The organism is Ruegeria sp. BHSC223 (genome assembly GCF_059613025.1).
In genome coordinates this window covers 26,250-52,320 of sequence record NZ_JBXWRR010000008.1, presented here as the reverse complement: position 1 = coordinate 52,320, position 26,071 = coordinate 26,250, and the positions used below count along the sequence as shown (strand labels likewise).

Annotated in this window: 21 protein-coding genes; 10 read left to right on the top strand and 11 right to left on the bottom strand. The window is 66.7% G+C overall.

Features of this window, described 5'->3' with window-relative positions; all coding sequences use genetic code 11:
• Positions 1 to 78 precede the first annotated feature (78 nt).
• The 6 genes from pedF (at position 79) to AC2FNY_RS13575 (ending at position 6,123) form a co-directional block, all read left to right on the top strand.
• Positions 79 to 753 carry a cytochrome c-550 PedF gene (pedF, locus tag AC2FNY_RS13600; protein WP_496802792.1) on the top strand — a complete coding sequence of 225 codons (675 nt, stop codon included), beginning with the start codon at positions 79 to 81 and terminating at the stop codon, positions 751 to 753.
• Between the two features lie 2 nt (positions 754 to 755).
• Positions 756 to 1,667: a substrate-binding periplasmic protein gene (locus tag AC2FNY_RS13595; RefSeq protein WP_496802791.1), complete on the top strand. Its 912-nt coding sequence runs from the start codon at positions 756 to 758 to the stop codon at positions 1,665 to 1,667.
• A 115-nt stretch (positions 1,668 to 1,782) separates the two neighbouring features.
• On the top strand, positions 1,783 to 2,307 hold the full coding sequence (locus tag AC2FNY_RS13590) for an SRPBCC family protein (protein ID WP_496802790.1): 525 nt from the start codon (positions 1,783 to 1,785) through the stop codon (positions 2,305 to 2,307).
• A gap of 34 nt (positions 2,308 to 2,341) precedes the next feature.
• Positions 2,342 to 2,827 carry a (2Fe-2S)-binding protein gene (locus AC2FNY_RS13585; RefSeq protein ID WP_234137973.1) on the top strand — a complete coding sequence of 162 codons (486 nt, stop codon included), beginning with the start codon at positions 2,342 to 2,344 and terminating at the stop codon, positions 2,825 to 2,827.
• A 51-nt stretch (positions 2,828 to 2,878) separates the two neighbouring features.
• On the top strand, positions 2,879 to 5,245 hold the full coding sequence (locus AC2FNY_RS13580; protein WP_496802789.1) for a xanthine dehydrogenase family protein molybdopterin-binding subunit: 2,367 nt from the start codon (positions 2,879 to 2,881) through the stop codon (positions 5,243 to 5,245).
• Between the two features lie 95 nt (positions 5,246 to 5,340).
• Entirely contained in the window at positions 5,341 to 6,123 is a 783-nt protein-coding gene (locus tag AC2FNY_RS13575; RefSeq protein ID WP_496802788.1) for an FAD binding domain-containing protein, read from the top strand.
• A 97-nt stretch (positions 6,124 to 6,220) separates the two neighbouring features.
• Here AC2FNY_RS13575 and AC2FNY_RS13570 read toward each other — a convergent pair whose 3' ends face one another.
• Positions 6,221 to 8,287 (bottom strand): 4Fe-4S binding protein, encoded by a 2,067-nt coding sequence (locus AC2FNY_RS13570; RefSeq protein WP_496802787.1) that lies wholly within the window; start codon positions 8,285 to 8,287, stop codon positions 6,221 to 6,223.
• 176 nt (positions 8,288 to 8,463) lie between these two features.
• On the opposite strand from AC2FNY_RS13570, the gene AC2FNY_RS13565 reads away from it, so the two are divergent.
• Complete coding sequence (locus tag AC2FNY_RS13565; RefSeq protein ID WP_234166810.1) at positions 8,464 to 9,051, top strand: PQQ-dependent catabolism-associated CXXCW motif protein; 588 nt, start codon at positions 8,464 to 8,466, stop codon at positions 9,049 to 9,051.
• A gap of 7 nt (positions 9,052 to 9,058) precedes the next feature.
• On the opposite strand, the gene AC2FNY_RS13560 is transcribed toward AC2FNY_RS13565, so the two are convergent.
• The 8 genes from AC2FNY_RS13560 to murJ all read right to left on the bottom strand — a co-directional run bounded on the left by AC2FNY_RS13560 (position 9,059) and on the right by murJ (position 20,432).
• Positions 9,059 to 10,015 carry a quinoprotein relay system zinc metallohydrolase 1 gene (locus AC2FNY_RS13560; RefSeq protein WP_496802786.1) on the bottom strand — a complete coding sequence of 319 codons (957 nt, stop codon included), beginning with the start codon at positions 10,013 to 10,015 and terminating at the stop codon, positions 9,059 to 9,061.
• Positions 10,015 to 10,797, bottom strand: a complete 783-nt coding sequence (locus AC2FNY_RS13555; RefSeq protein ID WP_234166808.1) for a quinoprotein dehydrogenase-associated SoxYZ-like carrier — start codon at positions 10,795 to 10,797, stop codon at positions 10,015 to 10,017. The genes AC2FNY_RS13560 and AC2FNY_RS13555 overlap by 1 nt, the downstream gene beginning before the upstream one ends.
• Positions 10,798 to 10,872: 75 nt before the next feature.
• The gene (locus AC2FNY_RS13550; protein ID WP_496802785.1) at positions 10,873 to 14,079 is read right to left on the bottom strand and encodes an efflux RND transporter permease subunit; all 3,207 of its coding nucleotides are present in this window, start codon (positions 14,077 to 14,079) and stop codon (positions 10,873 to 10,875) included.
• Positions 14,072 to 15,052 carry an efflux RND transporter periplasmic adaptor subunit gene (locus tag AC2FNY_RS13545; protein WP_234183247.1) on the bottom strand — a complete coding sequence of 327 codons (981 nt, stop codon included), beginning with the start codon at positions 15,050 to 15,052 and terminating at the stop codon, positions 14,072 to 14,074. The genes AC2FNY_RS13550 and AC2FNY_RS13545 overlap by 8 nt, the downstream gene beginning before the upstream one ends.
• 145 nt (positions 15,053 to 15,197) lie before the next feature.
• The gene (locus AC2FNY_RS13540) at positions 15,198 to 15,794 is read right to left on the bottom strand and encodes a VTC domain-containing protein (RefSeq protein ID WP_234137984.1); all 597 of its coding nucleotides are present in this window, start codon (positions 15,792 to 15,794) and stop codon (positions 15,198 to 15,200) included.
• On the bottom strand, positions 15,791 to 18,025 hold the full coding sequence (locus AC2FNY_RS13535; RefSeq protein WP_496802784.1) for a hypothetical protein: 2,235 nt from the start codon (positions 18,023 to 18,025) through the stop codon (positions 15,791 to 15,793). Before AC2FNY_RS13535 ends, AC2FNY_RS13540 begins: the two co-directional genes overlap by 4 nt.
• 5 nt (positions 18,026 to 18,030) lie before the next feature.
• Positions 18,031 to 18,666 (bottom strand): DUF4956 domain-containing protein, encoded by a 636-nt coding sequence (locus AC2FNY_RS13530; protein WP_496802783.1) that lies wholly within the window; start codon positions 18,664 to 18,666, stop codon positions 18,031 to 18,033.
• A 242-nt stretch (positions 18,667 to 18,908) separates the two neighbouring features.
• Positions 18,909 to 20,432: a lipid II flippase MurJ gene (gene murJ / locus AC2FNY_RS13525; RefSeq protein ID WP_234183251.1), complete on the bottom strand. Its 1,524-nt coding sequence runs from the start codon at positions 20,430 to 20,432 to the stop codon at positions 18,909 to 18,911.
• A gap of 202 nt (positions 20,433 to 20,634) precedes the next feature.
• On the opposite strand from murJ, the gene AC2FNY_RS13520 reads away from it, so the two are divergent.
• Together AC2FNY_RS13520 and AC2FNY_RS13515 are read left to right on the top strand one after the other, a co-directional pair.
• On the top strand, positions 20,635 to 21,708 hold the full coding sequence (locus AC2FNY_RS13520; RefSeq protein ID WP_496802782.1) for a GNAT family N-acetyltransferase: 1,074 nt from the start codon (positions 20,635 to 20,637) through the stop codon (positions 21,706 to 21,708).
• Complete coding sequence (locus AC2FNY_RS13515; RefSeq protein WP_496802781.1) at positions 21,705 to 22,754, top strand: GNAT family N-acetyltransferase; 1,050 nt, start codon at positions 21,705 to 21,707, stop codon at positions 22,752 to 22,754. Before AC2FNY_RS13520 ends, AC2FNY_RS13515 begins: the two co-directional genes overlap by 4 nt.
• Here AC2FNY_RS13515 and AC2FNY_RS13510 read toward each other — a convergent pair.
• Both AC2FNY_RS13510 and AC2FNY_RS13505 read right to left on the bottom strand, forming a co-directional pair.
• A complete protein-coding gene (locus AC2FNY_RS13510) occupies positions 22,751 to 23,458 on the bottom strand; it encodes a hypothetical protein (RefSeq protein ID WP_496802780.1) in 708 nt (235 codons plus the stop codon). The two genes, AC2FNY_RS13515 and AC2FNY_RS13510, sit on opposite strands and share 4 nt — an antisense overlap.
• A 30-nt stretch (positions 23,459 to 23,488) precedes the next feature.
• The gene (locus AC2FNY_RS13505) at positions 23,489 to 24,631 is read right to left on the bottom strand and encodes a glycosyltransferase (RefSeq protein WP_496802779.1); all 1,143 of its coding nucleotides are present in this window, start codon (positions 24,629 to 24,631) and stop codon (positions 23,489 to 23,491) included.
• A 234-nt stretch (positions 24,632 to 24,865) separates the two neighbouring features.
• On the opposite strand from AC2FNY_RS13505, the gene AC2FNY_RS13500 reads away from it, so the two are divergent.
• Positions 24,866 to 26,065: a sugar transferase gene (locus AC2FNY_RS13500; RefSeq protein ID WP_496802778.1), complete on the top strand. Its 1,200-nt coding sequence runs from the start codon at positions 24,866 to 24,868 to the stop codon at positions 26,063 to 26,065.
• The last annotated feature ends 6 nt before the right edge of the window (positions 26,066 to 26,071 follow it).

Below are 26,071 nucleotides of genomic sequence, written 5' to 3'. Positions count from 1 at the left end.
ATCAAACCAAGGTCGAATACCAGCGCAGGGTTCGAGGCGTTATCACCAGCCCCGAACGAGGAGACTGGAGGACCGCAGATGATCAACGCTGCAAAAGCAGGTGCATTGGGCCTGTGCCTAAGCGCGGGGATGGCGCTGGCGCATGGAGACGTCGCACCGCAACCCGTCAACACCGACGCCCTGCCTGATGTGGGCGAGGAATGGCTGATCGAGAACCCCTATCGCGCAGAGGCGGCGGGAGAAGAGGTCTGGGCCGCCGCCATCCGGATCGGCGATTCCGGCTATAACCAGAACTGCGCGCGCTGCCATGGGCTGGGCGTGGTGTCGGGCGGTCTGGCGCCGGACCTGCGCTATCTCGAGGCTGCCGAATACGGCGATGAATGGTATGTCGAGCGGTTCCGCCACGGCTATACCCAGAACGGGATCACCAAGATGCCCGGCTTTGGCGAGTTGCTGGGCCAAAAGGCCGCCTGGGCCATCCGCACCTATATCGAGACCCGGCCCGACGACGGCGCGCTCGACGCCCATACGCCGCGCCTGAAAGAGATCCGCGACCAGCTTGCGGCGGGCGAGGGCGATGCCGCCGTATTGGCTGCCGAACTGACCCAGATCGCCGCCGAGGTCGAGACCGCCTCGGGGGCGCCGGTGGCCGACAGCGCCGCCTCGCGCGCGGCGATCCTGATCTCGGGCGACGCGCCTGATTTCACCGCCGCTGCCGAGGCGCTGACCATCGGCCTGTCGGCGGCCCATTGAGCATGGCGCGGGCGGGGACGCTGCGGGTCGCGCTGGCGGGGTTGCTGCTTGGGACCGGCTTGGCGCCGGCCTGGGCACAGACCCGCTGCGCCGATCACGTGCCCCAGGCCCGTCCGCAGAATGCCAGCCGCGATATCGTCGGCGCCGATCTGGACACCATACAGGAACGCGGCTGGATATCCTTCGCCGTCTACGAGGACTATCCACCCTGGAGCTGGGAAGAGAATGGCGCGCCAAAGGGTGTCGATATCGATCTGGGCCACCTGATCGCCGGGGAACTGGGGGTTGAGGCCCGTTTTACCCTGGTCGCGGCGGGCGAGAACCTCGAGGCCGATCTGCGCAACTGGATCTGGAAGGGGCCCATCGTGGGCGGGCGGGTCGCCAATGTGATGCTGCATGTGCCCTATGACAGCAACTTTGCCTGCCGGGTCGAACAGGTGGTGTTCACAGGACAATACCATGTGGAGCGGATGGGGATCGCCTTTGGCAAGGCAGAGTATCCCGAGGACAAACCGGTTCCGGCCTATTTCCGCTTTGACACGGTTGGGGTCGAGAACGACTCGATTGCCGATTTCTACCTGACCGCCTTTCCCGGCGGCCAGCTGCGCGGCAACATCCGCCGCTATCCCGACATGGGTGCGGCGATGGCCGGGCTGGCGGCGGGCGAGGTCAAGACCGCGATGGGGCCGCTGGCGCAACTGGAACATGGACTGACCGCGGATCTGGATGTGCACAGCCCGCCCTTGCCGGGCTTTGCGACAGGCAGCTGGACCGTCGGGGTTGGGGTGCATTTCGCCTATCGCCCGCTGGCCTATGCCGTCGACGATGCTATCGTTGCCGGGATGGGCGACGGTCGGATCCAGGAAATTTTCCGCAGTTACGGGCTGACCTTTTCGCCGCCCGAGCTGCGCTGACAGGGCGATCGACGCGCCCCGCAGGCGGCCCTTCCAGGGACGTCTACACCCAAGGTCGAATGGAACAACCCGACCGCGCCGCGTAGCGTGGTCGCAACGGACGGAGACGAACGACATGGAACTGAGCGATTCAAAGGTGATCGCGGCGGACCGGGAAACGGTCTGGGAGGCGCTGCTCTCGCCCGATGTGCTGAAGGACTGCGTACCCGGCTGCCAGGAGATGAGTGGCAACGCCGAGGACGGGTTCGAGGCCACGGTGGTGCAAAAGGTCGGGCCGGTAAAAGCCACGTTCAGGGGCGGCGTGACGCTGTCCGACATGGTGGCGCCCGAAAGCCTGACCCTGACCGGCGAGGGCAAGGGCGGGGCGGCGGGCTTTGCCAAGGGCGCGGCGCGCGTGCGGCTTGAGGCGGGCGAGGATGGTACCACCGTCCTGTCCTACGAGGTCGAGGCCAAGGTTGGTGGCAAACTGGCCCAACTGGGCAGCCGGATCATCGACGGTTTCGCGCGCAAGATGGCCGACCAGTTCTTCACCCGCTTTCAGGAAGTGCTCGAGGGGCCGGCTGAAGCGGATGGTCCCGAGACCGAAACCACTGATGATGCAAAAAAGAAAGGCTGGTTCAAACGGGTGATTTCCGGTTGAATTGCCGAAACGAGACACACAAGGGAGGATTGTCGTGCCTGAGATAAACATGGTTGTGAATGGCCGGAGTATGCGGGCTGAAGCTGAGCCACGTGCTTTGCTGTCTGATTTCCTACGCGAGGACCTGTCGCTAACGGGGACGCATGTGGGCTGTGACACCGGTCAATGCGGTGCGTGTGTCGTGCATGTGGACGGCGTAGCGGTGAAGTCCTGCAACATGCTGGCTGTCGAGGCAGCGGGATGCGAGGTTTCGACGATCGAGGGTCAGGCGGGGCCGGACGGGACGCTGAACGCGTTGCAGCAGGCGTTTCAGGATCATCACGGTCTGCAATGCGGTTTCTGCACGCCGGGGATGGTGATGTCGGCGGCGGCGCTGCTGAAGGAGAACCCGACGCCCAGCGAGGCCGAGGTGCGGGCGCATCTTGAGGGCAACCTGTGCCGGTGCACGGGCTATCACAACATCGTCAAAGCGATTTTGGCAGCGTCCGGTCAGGACGTGAGCGGGATCGCGGCCGAATGAGGCCACGCGGAGCTTTCCGCGGACCATTCTGATATCTGGAGGAGACGAGACATGCCCAAGGACAGTGGCATCGGGGCCAGCAGCAAGCGACGCGAGGACGTACGCTTTCTGACCGGCGCCGGCAATTACACCGACGACATCAACATTCACGGCCAGGCTTACGTGCATTTCCTGCGCTCGGACGTGGCGCATGGGCGGATCGTGTCGCTGGACACGTCTGCCGCGGCGGCGATGCCCGGCGTTGTGCGCATCTTTACCGGCGCCGATTTCGAGGGCGTGGGCGGTCTGCCCTGCGGCTGGCAGGTGACCGACAGGCATGGCCAACCCATGGCCGAGCCGGGGCATCCGGTTCTGGCGCAGGGCAAGGTGCGCCATGTGGGCGACCCGATCGCGGCGGTTGTGGCCGAGAGCCCCGAACAGGCGCGCGACGCGGCCGAGGCGATCGAGGCCGAGATCGAGGAACTGCCGGCGGTGATCGACATGAAGGCGGCGCTGGCCGAGGGCGCGGCGAAGGTGCATGACGATCTGCCGTCGAACCTCTGCTACGACTGGGGTTTCGTCGAGGAGAACAAGGGCGCGGTGGACGCGGCCTTTGCCGAGGCGGCGCATGTGACAACGCTGGAACTGGTGAACAACCGGCTGGTGGCCAACCCGATGGAACCGCGGGTGGCGATCGGCGATTATGCCCGGGCGACGGGGGAGTCGACGCTCTACACCACCAGCCAGAACCCGCATGTGATCCGGCTTCTGATGGGGGCCTTCGTGCTGGGCATCCCCGAGCACAAGCTCAGGGTGGTGGCGCCCGATGTGGGGGGCGGCTTTGGCTCGAAGATCTTCCACTATGCGGAAGAGGCGTTCTGCACCTTCGCGGCCAAGGCGCTGGCGCGGCCGGTCAAATGGACCTCGTCGCGGTCCGAGGCCTTCATGTCGGACGCGCATGGGCGCGACCATGTGACGAAGATCGAGCTGGCGCTGGACGCCGACAACAACTTCACCGCGCTCAGGACCGAGACCTATGCCAACATGGGCGCCTATCTGTCGACCTTTGCGCCGAGCGTTCCGACCTGGCTGCATGGCACGCTGATGGCGGGCAATTACAAGACGCCGCTGATCTATGTGAACGTGAAGGCGGTGTTCACCAACACGGTGCCGGTGGATGCCTATCGCGGCGCCGGGCGGCCCGAGGCGACCTATCAGCTGGAACGCGTGATCGACAAGGCGGCGCGCGAGCTGGGGGTCGACCCGATCGCGCTCAGGCGTCAGAACTTCGTGACCGAGTTCCCCTATCAGACGCCGGTTGCGGTGGTCTATGACACGGGCGACTACAACGCCACGATGGACAAGCTGGAAGAGATCGCCGACATCGCGGGTTTTGCGGCGCGGCGGGCGGAGTCCGAGGCGCGCGGCAAGCTGCGCGGCCTGGGCGTGAACTGCTATATCGAGGCCTGCGGCATCGCGCCGTCGAACCTGGTGGGCCAGCTGGGTGCGCGGGCGGGTCTTTACGACGCGGCGACGGTGCGGGTGAACGCCACCGGCTCGATCTCGGTGATGGTGGGGGCGCATAGCCACGGCCAGGGCCACGAGACGGCGTTTCCGCAGGTGGTGGCCGAGATGCTGGGCATCGACGAGAGCATGATCGAGATCGTGCATGGCGACAGCTCGAAGATCCCGTTCGGCATGGGCACCTATGGCTCGCGCAGCCTGGCGGTCTGCGGTTCGGCCATGGTGCGGGCGACCGAGAAGATCATCAACAAGGCCAAGAAAATCGCGGCGCATCTGATGGAGGCCAGCGAGGCCGATATCGAGCTGAAGGGCGGCCAGTTCACGGTTGCGGGCACGGATAAATCCGTGGCCTGGGGCGACGTGACGCTGGCGGCCTATGTGCCGCACAACTACCCGTTGGAGGATATCGAGCCGGGGCTGGAGGAGACGGCGTTCTACGACCCGTCGAACTTCACCTATCCGGCCGGGGCCTATGCCTGCGAGGTGGAGGTGGACCCCGAGACCGGTAAGGTGACGGTGGAGCGGTTCAGCGCGGCCGATGATTTCGGCAATATCGTCAACCCGATGATCGTGTCGGGGCAGGTGCACGGCGGCCTGGGCCAGGGGATCGGCCAGGCGCTGCTGGAAAACTGCGCCTATGATCCGGAGACCGGGCAGCTTTTGAGCGCGTCCTACATGGATTACGCGATGCCGCGCGCCGATGACGTGCCGTTCTATGCTGTGGATCATTCCTGCGCCACGCCCTGCACCCACAACCCGCTGGGGGTGAAGGGCTGCGGCGAGGCCGGGGCCATCGGCAGCCCGCCTTCGGTGGTGAACGCGGTGATCGACGCGCTGCAATCGGGCGGCAAGGCGGTCACCCATATCGACATGCCGATGAGCCCGTCGCGGGTCTGGTCGGCGATGCAGGGCTGAGACGAGAGGGCGGACCGGGGGCCAGCCCCCGGACCCCCGGGATATTTTCAGCAAGAGGAAAGGGCAGGACCCGGCCCTCTTGGAGGAGGAACGAGATGTATAATTTCGAGTTTGAGCGGCCCGGCAGCGTGGCCGAGGCGGTTGCGGCGCTGAAGAGCGAGGAGGCGCAGGCGCTGGGGGGCGGGCAGACCCTGATCCCGACGCTGAAACAGCGGCTGGCGGCGCCGGCGAAGCTGGTGTCGCTGGGCGGCATCGCCGAGATGAAGGGTGTGTGTCTGAACGACGATGGCTCGCTGTCGATCGGCGGCGGCACCACCCATGCCGAGGTGGCGCGCGCGGCGGCGGCACATTACCCGGCGCTGGCGGCGCTGGCCGGCGGCATCGGCGACCCGGCGGTGCGCAACCGGGGCACGATCGGCGGCAGCCTGGCCAATAACGACCCCTCGGCCTGCTACCCGTCGGCGGCGCTGGGGTCGGGGGCGACCATCGTGACCGACCGGCGCGAGATCGCGGCGGACGACTATTTCCAGGGCCTGTTCACCACGGCACTGGAAGAGGGCGAGATCATCACCAGCGTGCGCTTCCCGGTGCCGGAGAAGGCCAATTACCAGAAGTTCCTGCAACCCGCCTCGCGCTTTGCGCTGGTGGGCGTGTTCGTGGCGCACTATGCCGGCGGCACAAGGATCGCGGTGACCGGCGCGTCCGAAGATGGCGTGTTCCGCTGGAGCGCGGCCGAAGAGGCGCTGGCCAGCGGCGCCGCGCTGGACGGAATGGCACCCGAGGCGGACGGCATGATCGCCGACCTGCACGGCACCAAAGCCTATCGCGCCCACCTGACAGGCGTCCTCACCCGCCGCGCCCTCCAGGCCATGGCCTGACACCAAAACCCGCGCGCGCCAAGCCGCGCGCGCGGACCTCTTCTCAAAGAGCAACATCGCAGAGTTTGCAAAGGCAAACTCTGTCAACAAAATCTCATCAGAGATTTTGGGGGCTTTGCATCGAGCGCCGGCGCGCCAGGATCAGCGGCACGCATTGATTGGGCGAGTCGTGAATGGTCACGCAGTCGAGACACTGGAAGCATTCGTCATAGTCGATTTCTCCGCCCGGCCGGATGGCGCGATAGTTGCAGCGTACCCGGCAGAGCTGGCAGGGGCTGCCGCATTCGGGTCGGCGCGGAATCCAGCGACGCAGGCGCAACAGCCCGCCAATCGCCATCAGCGCACCCAGCGGGCAGACATAGCGGCAGAACCCCTTGAAGGTCACCATGGAAATCACGACCCAGGCCCCGGCATAAAGCGCGAAATACCATTCGCGCAAAAAGAAGGTGGTGATCGCGGTCTTGAACGGCTCCACTTCGGCTGCGGTTTCCAGTTCGCCGGGCGCCAAGAGCACCACCGCCACCAGACCGGCCAGCACCGCGTATTTCAGCCATTTCAATCGCCGGTCCCAGGCGTCGGGCAGGGGCAGGCGAGGCAGGCGCAGCCAACGACCCAGATGATGGGCGAATTCCTGCATCGCGCCATAGGGGCAGAGCCAGCCACAGAACAATCCGCGCCCCCACAGCAGGAACCCCAGCACCGCAGCGCCCCAAAGCAGCAGCGAGACCGGATCATAGAGCAGGAACGCCAGACTGCCGCCATCCAGAGCACCCCGCAGCACTGCCAGCGGGGTCACCACCGACAGCTGGCCCTGTGCCCACCAGCCGATAAAACCCAGTGTTATTGCCAGCACCCCCAATCGCAGCGGGACATAGGCGCGCAGCGCCGCCAGCTGGCTTTGTCGCAGCAGCAGCGCCGGCACCAGCAACCCCAGAAACACCGTGAGCAGGCCGATATCGAACGCGCGTCCACGCAGCGCCTCTTGCCAGGGCGGCAGCGCCGTGGGGCCGGTCTCGGACAGAAAGAACCGTTCGGGCGTGGCATGGGTGAAACTGAAGCTGCGCGCACCGATCACCGGCTGGAAACTGCCATGGGCGCGTTGCACTTGCAGGGTCAGCTCCCAGTCCGAGGCCGGATCGAAACCCAGCCGCCGGTCGGCCCGCAGGATCATTGCGCGGCCTTCGGGCAGGCCGGACGCCAGTTCGACAAAGAGATCCGCATCGCGCAGGGCTACCGGCAGGCTGCCTTGTTCCGCCGAAACCAGATCGGGGGCGGTGTTGCGAACGAAATCCTCGCCCACCAACCCGTGACGCGCGGTCTCGATCAGCAGGATCGGTTCATCATGGGGAGAGAGCGTCTGAAACTGCTGCAATTCTTCCAGCGTTTGCGACGACAGGACGGCGCGGGCAATCGCGGGCGGACCCAGATCGAGGATCCAGAGGTCGACAAAGGGCGCTTGGGGATCGGCCAGCGCCTGCGCGTCGTCGCCCGCCCAGAGGGTGCCGTCGAACCCTGCCTGCACCTGCGCGTTGCTGACCACGTGATGGCTGGCGATCCCTTGGGCCACTAGCGCGGCCCAGTCGAGCGGTTCGTCATGATCGGGGTCGGGCGCGCGCGGCGGCGCGGTGGCGATGCCCTGCATGCGTTCGCGCGCCACGGCCAGGCTGGCGGCCAGCACGGTTTCATGGGCGATGCGGACCGAGGCGGTCGCCTTGGTCACCCCGTCCAAATAAGTCAGTGCCGAGGCGCCGCCGCCGCTGTTGCCATAAGGCGTGCCCACCACCATCGGCGTGGCGATGTTGAGACCGCGATACTGCTCCAGAAACTTCTCGAACGGGGCCACGCCCAGACCCGAGACAAAGATCGGCTCGTTCTGCTCGATCAGGCGCACCTCGATAAAGCTGCCCGACGCGTCCAGCAGGACCAGCAGGTTGACCGGGGTACCGGAAAAGCCGGGCAGGGGCGCCAGCGGTTCGGTTTCGAACACGTAGCCCGCCGGTTTCCCATAGACGTCGATCAGCGCGTAAACCCCGGTCTCGTCGATCTGTTCGCCCAGCAGCAGTGGCGGTTTGACATAGGCGGCGAGCTCGTCCGGGGTGAGCGGATCGGCGGTGGCCACGAAGGCTGCCAGCATCAGGCAGAATGAGAGCACAAGCGCGCGCATGGCGCCAAGGCTAGGCCGGGTTTTCGGGCCGTGACATTGGACCAAGGTCTTAGGACTGGCCGTTGAAGAACGTGGGGCAAGCAGAAGCAATCTCTGGATACTTCAACTTATTAGCGCTTGACAGCTTGTGCGATCCGGGTCCCAATCGCCCAACCCTGGGGCAATGGAGATCGTGCATGCGGCTTGTGGCTGCACTGTTGGCAATTGCCTTGTTGGTGGATGCGGGTTCGGCTTTGGCCGAGACCTCTGACGCCATCCGCGCGCGCAAGCCCGACCTGTTCCATCCTGAAACCGGCCTCAGGATCGACCGTCATCGGGCACCGGTGCCCGAGGATATTCCGCCGCCTGCAAGCAAGATCTCGGCCCTTTGGGCGCGCAAGCTGATCGCGCGCGGTGCGGTGGCGCTGGATGTCTATGGTGCGTCGCAATCGCGCTATGACGAGTTGGACGGCACCTGGCTGGTGCCGGAACCGCGCCAGAGTCTGCCGGGCGCGGTCTGGCTGCCCGAGGTCGGGCGCGGGGTGCTGGAACCTGCCATGCAGGCCTATCTGGAGCGCGAGTTGCAGCGGCTGACCGGTGGCAGCAAGGCCCGTGCCATCGTGGTGTTCTGCGTGGCCGATTGCTGGATGAGCTGGAACGCCGCGCAGCGGATCGCCGGGTTGGGGTATCTTCAGGTGCACTGGTTCCCGCTGGGCACCGATGGCTGGCGCGAACTGGGCTGGCCGCTGGAGCCGGTCGAACCGGTGCCTGTTCCGGTGGACTGACCGGGCGCTAGTTCGCGCGCGGTAGCACCGCGCGCTCCACGCCGGGGAACAGATGCGCGACCGAGCGGTGAAACTCCTGCGGTTGCGCGCCCATGGCGGCGAACTCCTCTGGCAGCGGCAGATCCATCACCTCGACCATGTCGAGGCCGGTGCGGGCGGCATCATGCAGGGTCTCGTCCAGCCAGGACAGATAGGCGCGGGTCTGGCGCAACGCCGCGCCGGTGCGGTCGAACGGACCATGGCCCGGCAGCACGGCGGGGGCGCCCAGCCCTTCGAGCGTGGTGAGCGCCTCTTGCCAGCGCGCCAGATCCGCGTGCGGGGTGGTGGGGGCGCGGTCGAGAAAGGCGAGATCGCCGGTGATCAGCAACCCGGTTTCAACATCGACCAGCGCCAGATCGGCCTCGGTATGTCCGCCGAGCGGCAGCGCGGTGAACCGGCGACCGTCTATGGTCACTTCGCCCCCGTCCAGCGCGGTATTGGGCGGCACCGGCTCGGTGCCGCGCATCCAGTCGCCCAGCAGCCGATACATGTTGTCGGCGAAGGCGTCGCCGTCGCGGCGGGCGGCCTCCAACGTCTGGCCCAGGGCAAGGATCGGCCGGTCGACAAAGACCTGGTTGCCAAAGAAATGATCCGGGTGGTGGTGCGTGTTGACCACCGCCGACACGCCGCGCAGGTCGAGCGGTCGCAGGGTTGCCGCCAGCGCCTCGCCATAGCGGCGCGAGGGGCCGCTGTCGATCAGGATCAGCCCCGATTGCCCCTGCAGCACCGCACAATTGACGATGGCGCCGCCATTGACCTTGTCGAAATAGTCGGTGACGCCCTCGACCATCCAGACGCCGGGCAGCACCGGGCGCGGCGCCAGATCATAGCGCAGCTTTGCCTGCGCAAAGACCGGGGCGGCGGGCAGGGCGGACAGTCCCAGCCCGGCGGCGGCACCGGCCAGCAGGGCACGGCGGCTTGGCATCAGTTGACTTCCTCGCCCGTCAGCGTGCCCGCGATCCGGTTGCCGTTGTTGTCGCGCCCGCTGACATGCAGCAGCGGCGGCATCCGCGCGGGGTCGAAATAGAGGGTAAAGGCCGGGTCTTCGTTTACCGGCTCGCTCAGCGCCAGCCGTGCCAGTTCCTGTCCGGCGTCGTTGGTAAAGCTGAGATCGCGGATGATGAAGACCGGGATGCCATCGGCCAGCCCGGTATCCATCGGGTGATCCACGATCAGCCGGGCCCGCCCGGTGGCGGCCCAGAGCCGGCCATGGATCTCGCCCAGCTTCTCCTCCCAGTCGTCCGAGGCATAGGCCTGCGCGGGTGCGGTACAACCGCCGCCCGCCGCGTCGATCAGGGTGCCGCCCACATGCCAGCTGCCGCTTTTGGTGCGGACCGAGGCGCGCACGGCGGTGGCCTGGTCGATCTTGAAGCGCAGCGCCAGTTTCGCCTGCGCCTCGCCGGGGAAATAGCTGAGGATCTTGGGGATCGGGCCGTAATCGGCTGTGACCACGATCTCCTCGACATCGGGGATGGCGGTGGCGTCGATCAAGAGCGGCACGTGAAACGCATCCTCGGCCGCGGCGGGCGCAAACACGCGCACCCGGTCGTCGAACCGGATATCGGCGGGGTCGCCCAGGATCGCGATCTGGTGGTCCTCCCACATGCCCGAGGCAAAGGGATCGTCAAGCGGCACTTGCGGCGTGTCGGCGGCCAGCGCCGCACCCGCCAGCAACGTGGCGCACAGGGAAAGCCCGTATCTGAACATCTCTCTCTCCTCCGCGCCGCATTGGGCCAGATGGCGGCGCGAAGGGCAATGGCACTTTGGTTCTATACCGCCTGCTCAGGTCTTGAACACGCGGTAGATGGCCGGGATCACCAGCACCGTCAGCAGGGTCGAGCTGAGCAGCCCGAAGAGCAGCGACAGCGCCAGCCCCTGAAAGATCGGGTCGGTCAGGATCACCGCCGCCCCGATCATCGCCGCCACCGCGGTCAGCAGGATCGGCTTGAACCGGATCGCGCCTGCCTCGATCAGCGTCTCGATCTTGTCCAGCGACGGGTCCGCATGGCGGATGAAATCCACCAGCAGGATCGAGTTGCGCACGATGATCCCCGCCAGCGCGATGAAACCGATCATCGAGGGCGCCGAGAAGGGTGCGTTGAACAACCAATGCCCGATGATGATGCCCAGAAAGGTCAGAGGCACCGGCGTCAGCACCACCAGCGGCAGCCGGAACGAGCCGAATTGCGCCACCACCAGGATGTAGATGCCCAACAGCGCCACACCAAAGGCCGCGCCCATGTCGCGGAAGGTGATCCAGGTGACCTCCCATTCGCCGTCCCACAGCAGGGTGATGCCGCTTTCATCCTCGGGCTGGCCGTTCAGACGGATCTGGGGTTTGCCCCCTTCGGGCCAGTCCATCGCGTCCAACGCCTCGGCCACCGCGAGCATACCATAGAGCGGCGCCTCGAAATCGCCGGCCAGTTCGGCCATCACCATCTCGGCGGCGCGCCCGTTATGACGGAACACGGGGTACGAGGCGCGCTCTTCGCGCAGCTCGACCACATCGCCCAGCTCGACCACGCCGCGCGCGCCCGGCAGCACATTGGCCGGAACCGGGGTCGACAGGAACCGTTCGTCCACCACCCGGTCGGCGCTGTCGCGCGCGACCTCGATGGGGATCGGGCGGCGGCCCTCGCCCCGGTGCGAATAGCCCACCGTCTGGCCCGCGTTCAGGATCGCCAGCGTCGAGAACACGTCATGCTCCTGCACGCCGAAGAATTCCAGCTGATCGGTCGAGACCGTGGCCCTGAGGCGGCGGGCCTGAGTGCCGAAACTGTCATCCACATCGACCACGAAAGGCACGCTTTCGAACGCCTCGCGGATGCGGGTGGCGGCGGCGCGGCGGCTGTCGGCATCGGGGCCATAGACCTCGGCCAGCAGGGTGGCGATGACCGGCGGGCCGGGGGGCGGCTCGACGGTTTTCAGCACCGTGCCCTCGGGCAGGTCGAGCGTGGAGATCCGCTGGCGGATATCCAGCGCGATGTCGTGGCTGGTGCGCTCACGTGCATCCTTGGGCAGCAGGTTGATCTGTACATCACCCAGTTCGGGCCGGGCACGCAGATAGTAATGGCGCACCAGCCCGTTGAAGTTGAAGGGCGCCGCATCGCCCGCATGGGTCTGGGCCGAGATCACCTCGGGCAGATCCAGCACGCGACGCGCCACCTGTTGCGCTACCGCGTCGGTCTCCTCGACCGAGGCGCCTTCGGGCAGGTCGATCACCACCGAGAGTTCGGACTTGTTGTCGAACGGCAGCAGCTTGACCGTCACGTCACGGGTGTAAAGCGCGCCCAGCGAGCCGAAGGACAGAACCGCCGCCACCAGCAGGAACAGCCCGCTGCCGGATTTGGTGCGCAACAGCGGACGTGCCACCGCGCGATAGAGACGCCCCAGCGTGCCGCCATGCTGGGCGGCCTCGTCATGGGCATGGGCGGGCGCGCGACCGGCGATCTTGACCATCAGCCATGGGGTGATGATCACCGCCACGAAAAAGGAAAAGATCATCGCCGCCGAGGCATTGGCGGGGATCGGGCTCATATAAGGCCCCATCAGCCCCGACACGAACAGCATCGGCAGCAGCGCCGCCACCACGGTCAGCGTGGCGACGATGGTGGGGTTGCCCACCTCGGCCACCGCGCGGATCGCCTTTTGGGTGCGGCTGGCGCTGTCGGGCATGGCCCAGTGACGGGCGATATTCTCGATCACCACGATCGCGTCATCGACGAGGATGCCGATGGAAAAGATCAGCGCGAAGAGAGACACCCGGTTCAGCGTGTAGCCCATGACCCAGGCCGCAAAGAGCGTCAGCAGGATGGTGACCGGGATCACCACCGCGACCACGATGCTTTCGCGCCAGCCGATCGAGAACAGCACCAGCACCACGATGGACACGGTGGCCAGGCCAAGGTGGAACAACAGTTCGTTGGCCTTTTCATTGGCGGTCTCGCCATAGTCGCGGGTCACCGTGACCTCGACACTGTCGGGGATCAGGTCGTGCTCCAGAAGATGCACCCGGTGCAGGATCTCTTCGGCCACCACCACGGCATTGGCCCCGGCGCGCTTGGCCAGCGCCAGCGTCACTGCCGGGCTGCGGCGGATCTCGCCGCTGTCGTCGCGGGTGACATTGGCCACGATCCGCTCGGACGTGTCGGGGACAAAGCGCACATCGGCCACGTCGCGCACATAGACGGGCCGGTTGTCGCGGGTGGTCAGCAGCAGGTTGGCGATCTCGGCGGGCGCGTGCAGCGTCTCGCCCGCCACCAGCGCGATCTGTTCGCCGCCGTCGCGCACCAGCCCGGTGGCCAGCGCCCGGTTGGCGCCCTCGACCTTGGCCGCCAGCTGTTGCAGCGTCACGCCGAACAGCGCCAGCCGCTCGGGGTCGGGCGCGATGCGGATCGCCTCGGGCGCCTCGCCCACCAGATAGGTCAGGCCCACATCGCCGATCTTGGCCAGTTGCACCTGCAATTCCCGCGCGATGCGGGTCAGATCGTTGGCCGAGACATCCCCGGCCCCGTCGCGCGGCGACAGGGTCAGCGAGACGATGGCCACATCGTCGATGCCGCGCCCGACGATCAGCGGCTCGCCGATGCCCACCGGGATGCGGTCCATGTTGGCGCGCACCTTGTCATGCACGCGCAGGATGGCGGTATCGGCAGGGGTACCGACCAGGAACCGGGCGGTGACCATGGCAAAATCGTCGCCGGTCTGCGAATAGACATGATCCACATCGCCGATCGCCTTGACGATGGTCTCCATCGGTTCGGTGACCAGTTTCACCGCATCCTCGGCCTTGAGCCCCGGTGCCTGGATATGGATATCGACCAGCGGCACCGAGATCTGCGGCTCTTCCTCGCGTGGCAGGCTGATCAGCGCCACCAGCCCCATGGCAAGGGCCGCAAGGATCATCAGCGGCGTCAGGGCCGAGCCGATGAAGCCGCGTGTCAGCCCGCCCGCGATGCCCAGGGGCGTGTCCTGCGATTTGTCACTCATGTCCGGCCACCAGCACTTCGCCACCCTTGAGGCCGGACAGGATTTCGATCAGGCTTTCGCCCTCGGCCTCGACCGGTGTTCCGATCACCACCACACGTTCGGTGGCGCCGCCATCCGGCCCGGCGACGCGCACGAAATCAAGCCCCATGCGCGAGGCGACCGCCGCGGGTGGCACCGCCACCACCTCGGCCCGGCCCACCGGCAGGCGCACCAGTACCCGGCGCCCGATGAATTCGGAGGACAGGCCAGCAACCTCGACATCGGCGATCACCCGGCCATTCTCGATCTGGGGATAGAGCTTGGCGAGGGTGCCGGTCTCGGCCCCCTCGATCCCGGCGATGGCGATGCTGTCGCCCTCGGCCAGGAAATCGGCATGCCGCTCGGGCACCGCAAGGCGCAGGAAGAAACCGCCACCGCCGATCACCGCGATCATCTCGCCCGGCAGAACCACCGAGCCTTCGGTCACCGGCACATCGATCACCGTACCGGTGATCGGCGCCAGGATGCGGCCCTCGTCGGTGCGTTGCAACAGGACGTCCCGCTGGGCGCGGGTGGTGCCGATGCGGCCCTCGATCACCTGCACACGGGTGCGCAAGGCGTCGACATTCTGTTCGGTGGTCACCCCGCGTTCCAGCAGGTTCTGGCCGCGTGTCAGCTCGGCCTCGGCATTGCTCAGCTCCGATCCCAGCGCGTTCAGCTGCGCGTCGATGGCGCGCAGTTCCAGCTCCAGCTTCTCGTCCACCGTGGTGCCGATCTGCTGGCCCCGGGTGACGGCGCTGCCCTCGGCCACGGTGATTTCCTGCAAGATGCCACCCAGCCGCGAGCGGGCGGGCAGGCTGTCGCGCGGTTCGACCTTGGCAAAGACCGTTTTCCATTCGGTGACAGTCACGCGGCGGGCGGTGGTTTCGGCCAGCACGGGCGCCGCGATCAACGCGGCAAGGCTCATCAGCAGGGCAGGGAGGATCACTTTCATAGGGCACCTTTCGGTTCGGTCGACCGATCTGGGTGACGGGTCGAAACCGCTTGGTTTATATATATTCAAAAAAACGATTGCGTTTCAATGGGCGGCCCGTGTTTTTTGCATAAAACACAGCGCCAAAGCGTCGCGCCGGGGGGCGTTATGCGCGGGCGATTACTGCGCTTATCCCGTTGCAAAACTTGGAAAAACGCCGTCTGGGGACGGGCAGGACATGGTGCAGCGCATCCAGAGGCGCCCCGGCGGGGGCCTTGAGTTCGCAAACGGTCCAGGACTCGCGATGCGCCAGCTGTCCGTCAGGGCGTGCATAGGAGATGTCGCGATCAAAGGTGATGCGCAGCCCGTTCAGGCTGTAATAGGAGCGGCGATAGCTGACCGCGACCATCGGCATCAAGGTGCCGTAGTCGCGGTCGAAATGACCCTGTCTCAGCAACCGTGCTTCGGTTCCGGCATCGACGGGCCGGGTGGTCTTGAACCGTCCCTCGACCGAGGAGATCTTGGTCTCCAGCACCGCGCCTGCGTCGGTCTGTTCGGGATAGCGGCGCAGGCGAACCTTCTTGCGCGGCAGCACCCCTTCCTCTGAGTCCGAGAACATCTGCAACCCGGTGGTGTCGAAATAGACCGAGCGGATCAGCCGCGCGGGATAGAGCGGCACCATGCCACGGCCTTGCAGATCGGCTTGCAGGCGGGCCATGTCGCTTGCCGTCAGAACCACCTTTTCTTCGATCCGGAAACTCATCCGCTGTCACCGCGCGGATCGAGGACCGAGTCGGCGTCGACCCAGCCCGCCGGACCGTTGCATTGGCCGGGACCAAGACGCAGATAGGCGCCGGGGAATTCCTGTTTCTTGCGAAAGACCTCGTGGCAGAACAGCGTGGCCTCGATCCCGACCCGGTCGACGGTCACGCTTGATCCGTCCTTGGACGAGATGCCGATGGCGCTGGCACGCGCGTCCAGATCGCCGATGGCGACCGCGCTTGCCTCGCCGACCGACACCGCCTTGTCGCCGCAGTTGGCCGCCAGCACCAGATCGAACCGATAGTGGCCGCCGCTGAGATCCAGACAGTCGTTGCCCGCGCCGGTGATCCGTGCCTCGGCCACATGCAGATCGGCAAAGTCCATGTCCACCGCATCCGAGGCGGCACCGTGGACCTCGAGCAGCGCGATGTCCCCCCGGCTGGAGACGATGTTGACGCCGTCTTCGCATCCGCCGCCTTCGGCGCTGATCCGCACCCGGGAGAGGGTCATGCCATAAAGGGTCAGGCAGCCGGTCAGCCCATAGGGGTTGAACCGCTGCTCGGGCGGAGCCTCGGCGGTGGCGGGGGGCGGGGGCAGGCCCTTGAACGCGATCTCGACCCCCTCCAGCCGGTCGCCCATCAAGAGGACCCAGTCGTCGGGTGCCGACTGGGTCAGCACCAGCCGCCGGCCTTGCGGGTCCGTCTCGATGGCAAGGCCCGGACTGTGGCGCAGGGTCAGGCCCCAGCCGCTCAGGGGCGTGGTGGCATAGGCCGTGCCATCCGCTGTTTGCGCGGTCAGGGTCATGGTCAGTTGCATGCCGTCCAGCACCGCGCCGGACAGGGCCGCCACATGGGCGGCGCGGTCCAGAAGCTGCGTTTCGCAGGTGTCGCGGGAGCAGAGCTCTGCTGTTGCGATCCCGCTGACCGGATCGGCGGCGGCGATGTCCCGGCTGCGGGCCTCGGGCAGTCGCTGGAAGAGGCGCGCGCGGAAGACGGGCCAGGGATCGGCGAGGGCGGGCCCGGTGCCCTCCGAGGGCAGGACCAGCGCGGGCATGTTCGCGGCCAGACGGTCCAGCAGATGGGCCGCCGCATCGGGTGCGCAGCCGCTGTCGCAGAGCGCCCGGTAGCGCGCGGTCAGGTCGGCGCCGTCCAGCGCGGCCACCGCCGCTTGCAGTCGGGCCATGCGTTCGGCGCTGAAATGCGGTGCATAAAGCACCTTGTCGAGTGCGCGCAGATAGCGCGGATCGGTCCGTTTCGGATCGGCCTCGCCATCGTAATAGATCGGCTCCATGCCTTGCAGAAAGGCGTTCCAGTAGAATTTGCGGTTATGCGGGCGCAGCCCGTGGCTGGCGCGCATGGCGAACATCAGCGCGGCATAGTCCCACCAGATGCGCGCGGCCTCGGCGCTGTCGGTTGCGGGCACAGGCATGCCGGTCAGGGCCTGCGAAGGATCGGGCGCATGGGCGTTGCCATAGGTGGCGTAAGCGGCCTGCAACCGGGTGAAGGCATCTGCCGTCATCGCCACCGAGGCAGCACCGCGCTCGGCCCATTTGTCGTTGACCACCCGCGCCAGGCCCAGATCCTCGTACAGATAGCCGCCCCGGTCCGACCACAGCGCCAGCAGCGCCTCGTCGCCCTCGAACATGGGGCCCTCGCGGCGGCGGTTGTGTTCCAGAAACTCCTTGGCCACGGTTTCCTGCCATAGCATCCGCACCGGCGTGCCGTTCTGCACCACATCGACGACCCGGGTACGCGGCGCCAGAAAGCCCAGCCGCGACAACAGCAGGGCGGCCAGCACCTCGTTTTCGGAATTGCGGGTTTTTTGCAGAAACAGCTTGAACCGTACCGCATGGGCGATATTGCCCTCGTCCAGACGGATGTTCAGGCTTTGCAGCAGGCGGCCCCGGTCCAGCTCCACATGATCCTTGAAATCGCCGTTCTGGCGCAGTCGGGCCGGGTGGTCGCAACGGCCGAAATCGTAGAATACCGAGACGGTTCCGTTAAAACTCCGCTTGTATTTCTCGGCGATCTGTTCGCCATCCGACGTAATGATCCGCAGCCCGTTGCGGGCCCATTTTCGGGCCTTGTCGACACTCACTTCGATCCGCCGGACCGAAGCAATATCCGCCAGTTCCGCCCGGTATTGCCCGGTCGGAAAGTCGCAGCCCGCCTCTGCCACCGGCGCCAGCAGCAGGGCGGGCGCCATGACCAGAAGATGCAGCCGCCGCCACATGGCGTTCAGGCCGCCGCAAAGGCGATGCGGGTGATCCCGGTCTGGCCGTTGACCGCACCGCTCAGCGCCAGCAGGTCCTGCCGCGAGGGGCTGGCAAAGCGATAGACGACTCCCTCGGGCGTCTTGTCGAACCCGACCAGCGCGGCATGGCCCAGCAGGTCGGGCATCTCGGTTTCGGAGAACACCTCGAGCGTGTGCAGCGCATTGCCCTCGGTAAAGGACGTTGTGTAGAGCGGCACCCCCCGGACCCGTCGCGACCAGCGGTTGAACAGTTCCGCCGCCACCAGCGTTCCCACCGCGCTGCCGACCAGCAGCACTAGCCACGAGACGCTGACCGCCGCCGCGATCCCGCAGGAGATCATCAGAAAATAGGTCACCAGTTCCAGCGGCGATTTCACCGGGTTGCGGAAACGCACGATCGACAGCGCCCCCACCATGCCCAGCGACAGCGCGATAATGCCCGAGATGACAGAGGTCAGCGAATAGGTGACCAGTGGCAACAGAAGCAATGTCAGCGTATGTGAAAAGGTCCGGATCCAGGTCTGGCCTGAAAAGATCACAGCCTGGCGCACCAGCAGCGAAGCGCAAAGCAGCAGTGCAACCGCCAGCAGCTTGTCCAGTTCGGATGACAATACGCCCATATCCCCCTCCCGAGATGTGCGACAGTCCTGAAGGGCGGCAACACCGAACCTGCGCCATGCTTACGCGCGTCACATGGCTGTCCAGCGAAATCGGCAAGGCCCCCACCTTTGGATCACGCTTCTTGCGACCGATGCCTTCGACCCCCCGAGGCAACCGGATACGATTATCCTAATCAGTAACTTGCCTTGTGGCCACGGTAATCGACCACGTTGGAAACTGTCTGTTTCCTAAACCGGTACCCCTAGCGCCGCCTGCGACGCAAAAGCGCCAGCAGGGCCTGCATTTCAGGCAAGCGCAACAGAGCGCATCCAGCCAGGAACAGCAGTCCGACGGTCAGCGCATGGGCGCACAGCAGGGCCAGGTCGCCCAGGTCCAGTTGCCACCAGACCAGCGTCGAGACCGCCGCCGCCACCACCGCGGCGCCGATCATCAGGGCGATCTCGCGCAGGTCGTGCCAGGTGCCCAACGCGCCGTGGCGGCGATGGAGCGCGCGTGCCAGCACCAGCGCCGACCCAGTCGAGGCCAGCAGGATCGAGCTTGCCACCCCCTTGAGGCCGAACAGCGCGCCCAGCGGCAGGCCGGCGGCAAAGCGGATCAGCAGCGCGACCGCCGAGAACCACAGGAACACCCGCACCAGCGGCAGCCCGTCATCGGCCAGCGTCGCGGGCAGAAAGGCGGCCAGCACCGCGTTCACCAGCAAGAGTGGCGCCAGGAAACGCACCAGATCGGCGGTGGCGGCGGTGTCCTCGGCGGTAAAGGCGCCACGTTCCAGCAGAAAGGTAATGAGCGGTGTTGCCGCGATCATCACGAAAGCCACCAGTGGCAGGGTCAGGAACAGGCTGATCCGCACGGCGGCGGCGATGGTGGGGCGGGCGCCGGCCTCGGCCCCGGCGGCATGGGAGTATTCGGTGTAATAGGCCGAGTTCACGGCCGAATTGACGGCGCCGGGGGCCGCGCTCAGCAGGCGCTGGGCGACAAACATGATGGTAACGCCACCCAGGCCGGTCAGCGAGGCAAGCGCCGCGTCGGCCCAGCCCATCGCCATCTGTGCGGCGGCGTTGATGGTGACGGCGGCAGCCCGGCGCGGGGTGGTCGACCGGCGCGGCATCGAAAGCCCGCCACGGTCCATCCGGCGCAGGTCGCGCAGGCCCTGAACCACGATCATCAGCGCCATAAGCGCGACCCCGATGACCAGCGCCCATGACAGCGACAGCGGCGTCACCGCCGCGCCCATCACCAGGAGAACCGGCAACAAGGTCACGCGCGGCAGCAGCCGCGCCAGCGTGGTCAGGCCAAACCGGCGGCGGGCAAAGTTGAACGCGCCCGCAAGCGCGGCGATCCCGGTCAGCGGCAGGCACAGCGCGACCACGCCCAACAGCTCGGCCGCCTGTGCCAGCCGGTCGTCGTCGAAGCCCGGCGCCAGCAGCCGTACCACCGGTTCGGCAAAGACCCACAGCGCCAGCGCGATCAGGCTGAGCAACCCCACGATGGGGATGCCGAAACGCAAGAGCGCCCGCCGCATGCCGGCATGACCGCCGCTCTGCACCTCGCGCACGAATTCAGGCACCGCCAGCTGGTTGGTCGCCTCAAAGGCCATGGCGATGGCCGACAGTACGAAGCGGCGTACGGTGAAATAGGCATCTGCTGCCGGGGTGGTGCCAAAGGCGGCGGTTTGCAGCACGATCAGCAGAACGCTGAGCAGCAGCCCCACCAGCTTCAGTCCGGTCATCAGCACGATATTGGCCAGCAGGCGCGCGGCGGACATGATACGGGTCAGGCCTTTCTGCCGGGGGCTGGGCCGCGCCCGAACAGACGGGCGGCGGTCGCGTCCGCCGGGAAACAAAGTGTTTCGGTGCAAATCATCGAGATTAAGGTTGAATGCTTTCCAGCCTTGCATGCAACATGAATCATTCGTTCCGTCCGCCACATTGTGCAGTGGGTGGGGGCGGAAACCGTCGGGGGGACGGATGTACGCGTATGAACGCATTACCGATCCGGCCGGGTTCGCCGCGATCGAAGGTGAGTGGCACGCGCTGGCCAAGGCCAGCGGTGGCGGCGTCTTTGCCAGCCACGCCTTTCTTCTCAGCTGGGCCGAGACATATGGCCGGGGCCGCCCGCTGGTGGTCTCGCTGTTGCGCCACAAGGGAAAGCTGGTGGGCGCCATGCCGATGTTCCGCACCGGACAGGCCCGCGCGGTGGCCGCCATGGGCGAGGGACGGGCGGGCATGGCGCAATGGCTACTGCATCCCGACCTGCCCGATGCCGACGCGGCGCTGGCGGCGCTGCTGCGGCCCGACTGGCTCAGCTTCTGGCGGCTGGAGCCGCTGGAGACCCCGGATGCCGAGATGCTCGAACGCGCGGCCCGGCTGGCCGGGCTGGCGGTGCGGCGCAAGGCCACCATGAGTGCCTGCAGCGTGACGGCCAATGGCGATTTCGACAGCTATCTGGGCGGGCTCAAGTCCAAGACCCGGCAGGTGTTCCGGCGCAGCGAGCGCAAGCTGGCCGAGATGGAGGTGCGCGATCTGCGCTCGGACCGGGACGGGCGCGCGGCGCTCGACGCCTATCTGGCGGCCTCGCGGGCCTCGTGGAAGGGGCTGACCGGCACCGGGTACGGGGCCGCGCCCGAGGGCGTTGCGTTTCTCGAAAAGCTCTTTGCGAGGCTTGGACCCGAGGCCTGTTTCTTTGCCGCCCGACAGGTGGACGATGTGGCGATCTCGGGCCGCTTCGTTCTGGTGCATGACAATATGCATTACGGAATGGCCAATGATTTCAACGAGGAATACGCCGAACTTGCGGTGGGTCGTAACTCGGTCATGCAAAGTGTCCGCGACGCGTTCGAGGGGGGCGCGGCGGGCTTCGACTTTACCCGTTGCAATGGGTTGGTGCGCGAGGTCTCGACCGACGAGCGCCCGATGGAACGGCTCTTGATTCACCGGCCTGGCGATCCGACGCTGGCGGCCTTCTTTGCCGCGCGCGGGGTCCGGCGGTTGCGGCGCAAGGCCAGCGGCTGGCAAAAGGGCCGGCGCGGGGTTGTGTCGTGAAGGTCGTGCTGAGCCGCGATCTGACGCCCGGACAGCACGCGGCGGTCAGGACCTTTTGCGATGCCAGCCCCGGCTACAGCTATCTGCAGGATCCCGACTGGCCGGGCCTCATGCAGGACGAGGGCGGGCGGCACAGCTATCGGCATGTGCTGGTCGAGCGCGATGCGGGCGGGCTGGCCGCCTATGGTGTGCTGCGGCTCAGCCGGGTGCCGGGCGGTTTGGCGCTGGGCGCGTTCCGGCGCGGTCCGGTGGTGGCCGCCCCCGCCGATCTGGAACCGGTGTTGGCGGCGCTTCTGCCTGCCCTGCGCAATGCGGGCCTGATCACCGTCGCCATGAACCCGCGATGGGAGGATGCCGAGGCCGAGACCGTTGAACGCCTGCTGGCGCGGCTGGGCGGGCAGGTGGCCCCGCCTGCACGGCAGCGCCTGCACAGTTGCACCGGCCTGATCGATCTTGCCCCGACGCCCGAGGAGATCTTTGCCGCCTGCACCGCCCATGCAAGGCGCAACCTGCGCAAGCTTGACAAGCTGGACCTGACCCTGCGCCCAGTCGCGGCCGGGGCCGAGATGGCGCGGGTCCGCGACTGGACCCAGGCCTTTGCCCGCGCGCGGGGTCTGACCACGCGGGGCCTGCCGGGGCTTGAGGCGCAGCGCGACTGGATCGCCCGCCATGGCGGCGCGCTGATACTGGTCGAGGCCGAGGGCGCCCCGGTCGGGGCCTTTTCCCTGCTGCGCGACGGGCCGCGCGTGCTCAACATGTCCAATGGCTGGGCCGATCCCGATGCGCGCCTGCCGCGGTCCTACCTTGTCTATTGGTACGCGATCCGGCGCTGGGCGGGCGGCGCCGAGCCGGGCGGGCCGCGCTGGCTGGACCTGGCCGGACGCGACGACCCGCGCGTGCCCCGCAGCGATGCGGGGGCCGAGGGGCGCGAGCGGTTCAAGGACGGGTTTTCCCAGCGCCACGCGGTGCTGCCCCGGATGTACCGGTTCGTTCTGCGCCCGCTGCTGGCCCGGGTGCTCGACGGGGTCGAGTATCTGCGCGGCTAGGGCCAGCGTTCCAGCGTGACGGCGCCCAGATAGAGGATGACGGTCTCGGGGTTGGAATTGGCGGTAATGCCGATCTGCAAGCGGTCGATGGCGGCGCGCTCGGCGGGCACATCGGGCAGGGTGCGGCCCCGGTTGTCGAGAACCTTTTGCCCGTCGAGATAGACCTGCGATCTGCCGGGCGCCGCATCGGTGCCCAGGTTCAGCTCCCAGGTGACCATATGCCATCGGCCCGTGGTCAGCGCGGGCGCGCTGTCGTCGGTCCAGGCATGGCCGCCACCGATCTTCTTGCGATCCACCCGCAGGCGGCCGTGGCGGAGGTAGAGCCGCAGCCCGGGATTGCCGGATGGGCCGCAGAACTTGCATTCCAGATCGAACAGGTGGATCGAGTTCGCCGGGGTGCCGAGGGGCAGGAACAGCTCGGCCGTGACCCGGATGCGGGCGCCGGGGCCAAGCGGGTCAAAGGGCAGGATCAGCGCCGCCTTGCCCACCTTACCCGCCTGTTTCGCTCCGGCCCGTGCCCGGATCACCTGTCGGGTGCCGACCGGGTCGGGAGCGGGGGCAAGGGTGCCGTTCTGCTGCTGCAGACGCAGGTCGGGGCGGGCCATCAGTTCCGGCGCGCTTGCGTGATGCTCGGCCAGCGGCGTTGCCTGCGCCGTGGCGGCGGCGATCAGCAGCGGGACAAGCGATCTGAACAGCGGGTGCATCGGGGCCTCGGCTCTGGTCGCCTCAGGCTGTCATTCCGAAGGTCGCACTGCAAGGGGGGCGATCCGGTCGGCAAAGATACGCGCCGCGGCAGCATGCGCATACAACCCGGCCTGCGCGGGGGCGGCGGCCAGCGCCGCGCGCAGGGCCTCGTCCTGGCCCGCCATCTCGGCAATGCCCAATGCCATGGCGTCGGTGTCGCCGATGGGAACGATCCGGCCAGCCGCCCCGGCCTGACCGAGCAGCCGCCTTGGCCCGTCGCAATCGGTGGCCAGCACCGGCGTACCCTGGGCCAGTGCCTCGACCACCACATTGCCGAACCCCTCGCGATGCGAGGGCAGCACGAACAATCCGGCGCCCGCCATATGCCGCGCCACGTCCGGGCTGTAACCGGGCAGGGTGACCCGGTCCTGCAAGTCCATCGCCGCAATCAGCGCCTCCAGCTCGGGCCGGGCCTCGCCCTCGCCGAGGATGGTCAGCCGCAACTCGGGGCGGGTCCGCAGGGCGTGGGCAAAGGCGCGGATCAGGTCGGCATGCCCCTTGGCCGGATGCAAGCGACCGACCGCCAGCACCTGCGCCGGATCACGGGGCGGGCCGTCGCCTTGTACCACTTGCGTGGACAGCGCCAGCGCCTCGGGCGACAAGACCGGGTTGGGCAGGGTTGCCACCGCCGGCCGGTCCAGTTCCAGCGCCGCCAGCCAGTCGGCGCCCAGCCCCTCGGTCGGGGCCACCAGCAGATCGGCCATCGGATAGAGCCGACGCATCAGCCAGCGGCGCATGCCCGGATGGCGCGCCGTCGCCAGATAGGCGGCGGGAGAGCTGTGCTCGCTGATGATCACCGCCGGGCGCTGGTGGGCGGGCAGCAGCCGGGCCGCCATCAGCGCCGCGATATTGCGCGCATTGGTGCCGGAGTAGACCGCGTCCATCCCTGCCAGCGCCGCGCGCAGTGCCCAGAGGGAGGTCATCGCCCGCTGCCCGCCCAGATCGACGATCTCCACCGTGTCAGGGATTTGGTCCAGCAACTCGCCGGTACGGTTGCCCAGGATCAGGCGGATCGCGAACCGATGACCTTGCAACTGTTGGATCAGCGCGACAGTCGATGTCTCGATACCACCGCTGCGCAGATGCGGCAGCAGAACGGCGAGCGAGGATCGTGAGTCGAAAGAACTACACATGATCGGATCGCGCAAAAATTGTGGGCGAGCTACGATTGCAGCCTCTTGTGAGCGACATTCTCATATCATGACAAAACAATAGCGACCATCGAGCTTAACTGTATCGGAAACAAACTGTTTCCAGCCACTTATTATGTTCAAGGTTAATGTGGCGATAAGGTGTCAACATTGTGACCGTTTCAAAAGTTGGAGTCCTTTCAGGGGCGCGCGGGACGGGTATGAGGGGTTTGGCAGATGAAGAGAGACATCTATGAGGTCGATGCCGACCTTGCCGGTCTCGACGCGGGGGTGCGCCTGTTTGAGACGATGGCCCCGCTGCCGGCACAAATGTTACGCGAAGCGCAGTTTGCGCCCGGACTGAATGACGGGGCATTCGCCCCGTGGCCAGCAAAGTCACAGCGGCGTGAGAGAGCGTCTGCACCGCGTGGGCTAATGTCACCGGCGATCGTCAGATCGGGCTATGTGCCGCGCTATCCGCTTTTTGACACAGCATTGAACCGGGTGCTTGCCGGTCTGGTTCTGCTGGCGATGGCGCCAGTCATGTTTATCCTTTCGATCTTGGTCTTGCTTTCGTCCGGTCGACCTATCTTCTATTCCGGTTCGAGATTAGGTAAAGGTCGCAAGTCATTCAAAATATTGAAATTTAGGACGCTCGTGCCTGATGCTGCCGCACGGACCAGCCAGTCTACACTGCCAAGGGGAACCCTGTTGGAAACCAATGTCGGGTCCTATTTGCGCAAGTCCCGGCTGGATGAGCTGCCGCAGCTGATCAACATTCTCAGGGGCGACATGGTCTTTTTTGGCCCGCGCCCAGTACGCCCCGAACTGCTGGAACTATACATGCGCGAGGCGAGCGGCTTTGCGCTGCGGTTCAACGTCAAGCCAGGCCTGGTGGGCATGTCGCAGGCGCTGTTGCCGCATTCGGCTGGCAAGCGGCTGCGCGGGCGGTTCAACTCTCTCTGCTGCCGGGCGCCGATAAACTACTGGGCGACGCTGGGTTTCGTGCTGCATGTGGGGCTGACGGTGCTGCGCCGGGCCGGGCGTGGGGTACTTGACATGGTTCTGCACCTGGGCAGCCCGGCGATGCGGTTCAATTTTCTGCGCTCGGGCTTTCACCGGCCCCGCCACACGGTGGCGCAGTTCGAGATGGAAGGCGAGACGGTCACCGCCGGCGTGGTCGGCATTTCGGATCAGATCGTGCAATTCGTCAGCCCGCTGCCGCCCCGGCGCCGGTGTTATGCGCTGACCGTCGACCGCAAGCTGGCCTCGGGTCGGCACCTGCGGATCGGGCTTGAGGCCGAGGTGAAATCGGTGTTTCCGCTAGGTGTAGGCAAATCCGGATTCCTGTGTCATGCCTCTTATACGGCGCGCACCCCTTATCAGCGGTACCGGATCGAGCGCTATCTGCTCGACGAGACCGTGTTGTCGACCTGAGGTGCC

Coding starts and splice junctions, on each gene's coding strand:
- pedF (WP_496802792.1), top strand. CDS start 79: ATGATCAACGCTGCAAAAGCAGGTGCATTGGGCCTGTGCCTAAGCGCG.
- AC2FNY_RS13595 (WP_496802791.1), top strand. CDS start 756: ATGGCGCGGGCGGGGACGCTGCGGGTCGCGCTGGCGGGGTTGCTGCTT.
- AC2FNY_RS13590 (WP_496802790.1), top strand. CDS start 1,783: ATGGAACTGAGCGATTCAAAGGTGATCGCGGCGGACCGGGAAACGGTC.
- AC2FNY_RS13580 (WP_496802789.1), top strand. CDS start 2,879: ATGCCCAAGGACAGTGGCATCGGGGCCAGCAGCAAGCGACGCGAGGAC.
- AC2FNY_RS13575 (WP_496802788.1), top strand. CDS start 5,341: ATGTATAATTTCGAGTTTGAGCGGCCCGGCAGCGTGGCCGAGGCGGTT.
- AC2FNY_RS13570 (WP_496802787.1), bottom strand. CDS start 8,287: ATGCGCGCGCTTGTGCTCTCATTCTGCCTGATGCTGGCAGCCTTCGTG.
- AC2FNY_RS13565 (WP_234166810.1), top strand. CDS start 8,464: ATGCGGCTTGTGGCTGCACTGTTGGCAATTGCCTTGTTGGTGGATGCG.
- AC2FNY_RS13560 (WP_496802786.1), bottom strand. CDS start 10,015: ATGCCAAGCCGCCGTGCCCTGCTGGCCGGTGCCGCCGCCGGGCTGGGA.
- AC2FNY_RS13555 (WP_234166808.1), bottom strand. CDS start 10,797: ATGTTCAGATACGGGCTTTCCCTGTGCGCCACGTTGCTGGCGGGTGCG.
- AC2FNY_RS13550 (WP_496802785.1), bottom strand. CDS start 14,079: ATGAGTGACAAATCGCAGGACACGCCCCTGGGCATCGCGGGCGGGCTG.
- AC2FNY_RS13545 (WP_234183247.1), bottom strand. CDS start 15,052: ATGAAAGTGATCCTCCCTGCCCTGCTGATGAGCCTTGCCGCGTTGATC.
- AC2FNY_RS13540 (WP_234137984.1), bottom strand. CDS start 15,794: ATGAGTTTCCGGATCGAAGAAAAGGTGGTTCTGACGGCAAGCGACATG.
- AC2FNY_RS13535 (WP_496802784.1), bottom strand. CDS start 18,025: ATGTGGCGGCGGCTGCATCTTCTGGTCATGGCGCCCGCCCTGCTGCTG.
- AC2FNY_RS13530 (WP_496802783.1), bottom strand. CDS start 18,666: ATGGGCGTATTGTCATCCGAACTGGACAAGCTGCTGGCGGTTGCACTG.
- murJ (WP_234183251.1), bottom strand. CDS start 20,432: ATGTCCGCCGCGCGCCTGCTGGCCAATATCGTGCTGATGACCGGACTG.
- AC2FNY_RS13520 (WP_496802782.1), top strand. CDS start 20,635: ATGTACGCGTATGAACGCATTACCGATCCGGCCGGGTTCGCCGCGATC.
- AC2FNY_RS13510 (WP_496802780.1), bottom strand. CDS start 23,458: ATGCACCCGCTGTTCAGATCGCTTGTCCCGCTGCTGATCGCCGCCGCC.
- AC2FNY_RS13505 (WP_496802779.1), bottom strand. CDS start 24,631: ATGTGTAGTTCTTTCGACTCACGATCCTCGCTCGCCGTTCTGCTGCCG.
- AC2FNY_RS13500 (WP_496802778.1), top strand. CDS start 24,866: ATGAAGAGAGACATCTATGAGGTCGATGCCGACCTTGCCGGTCTCGAC.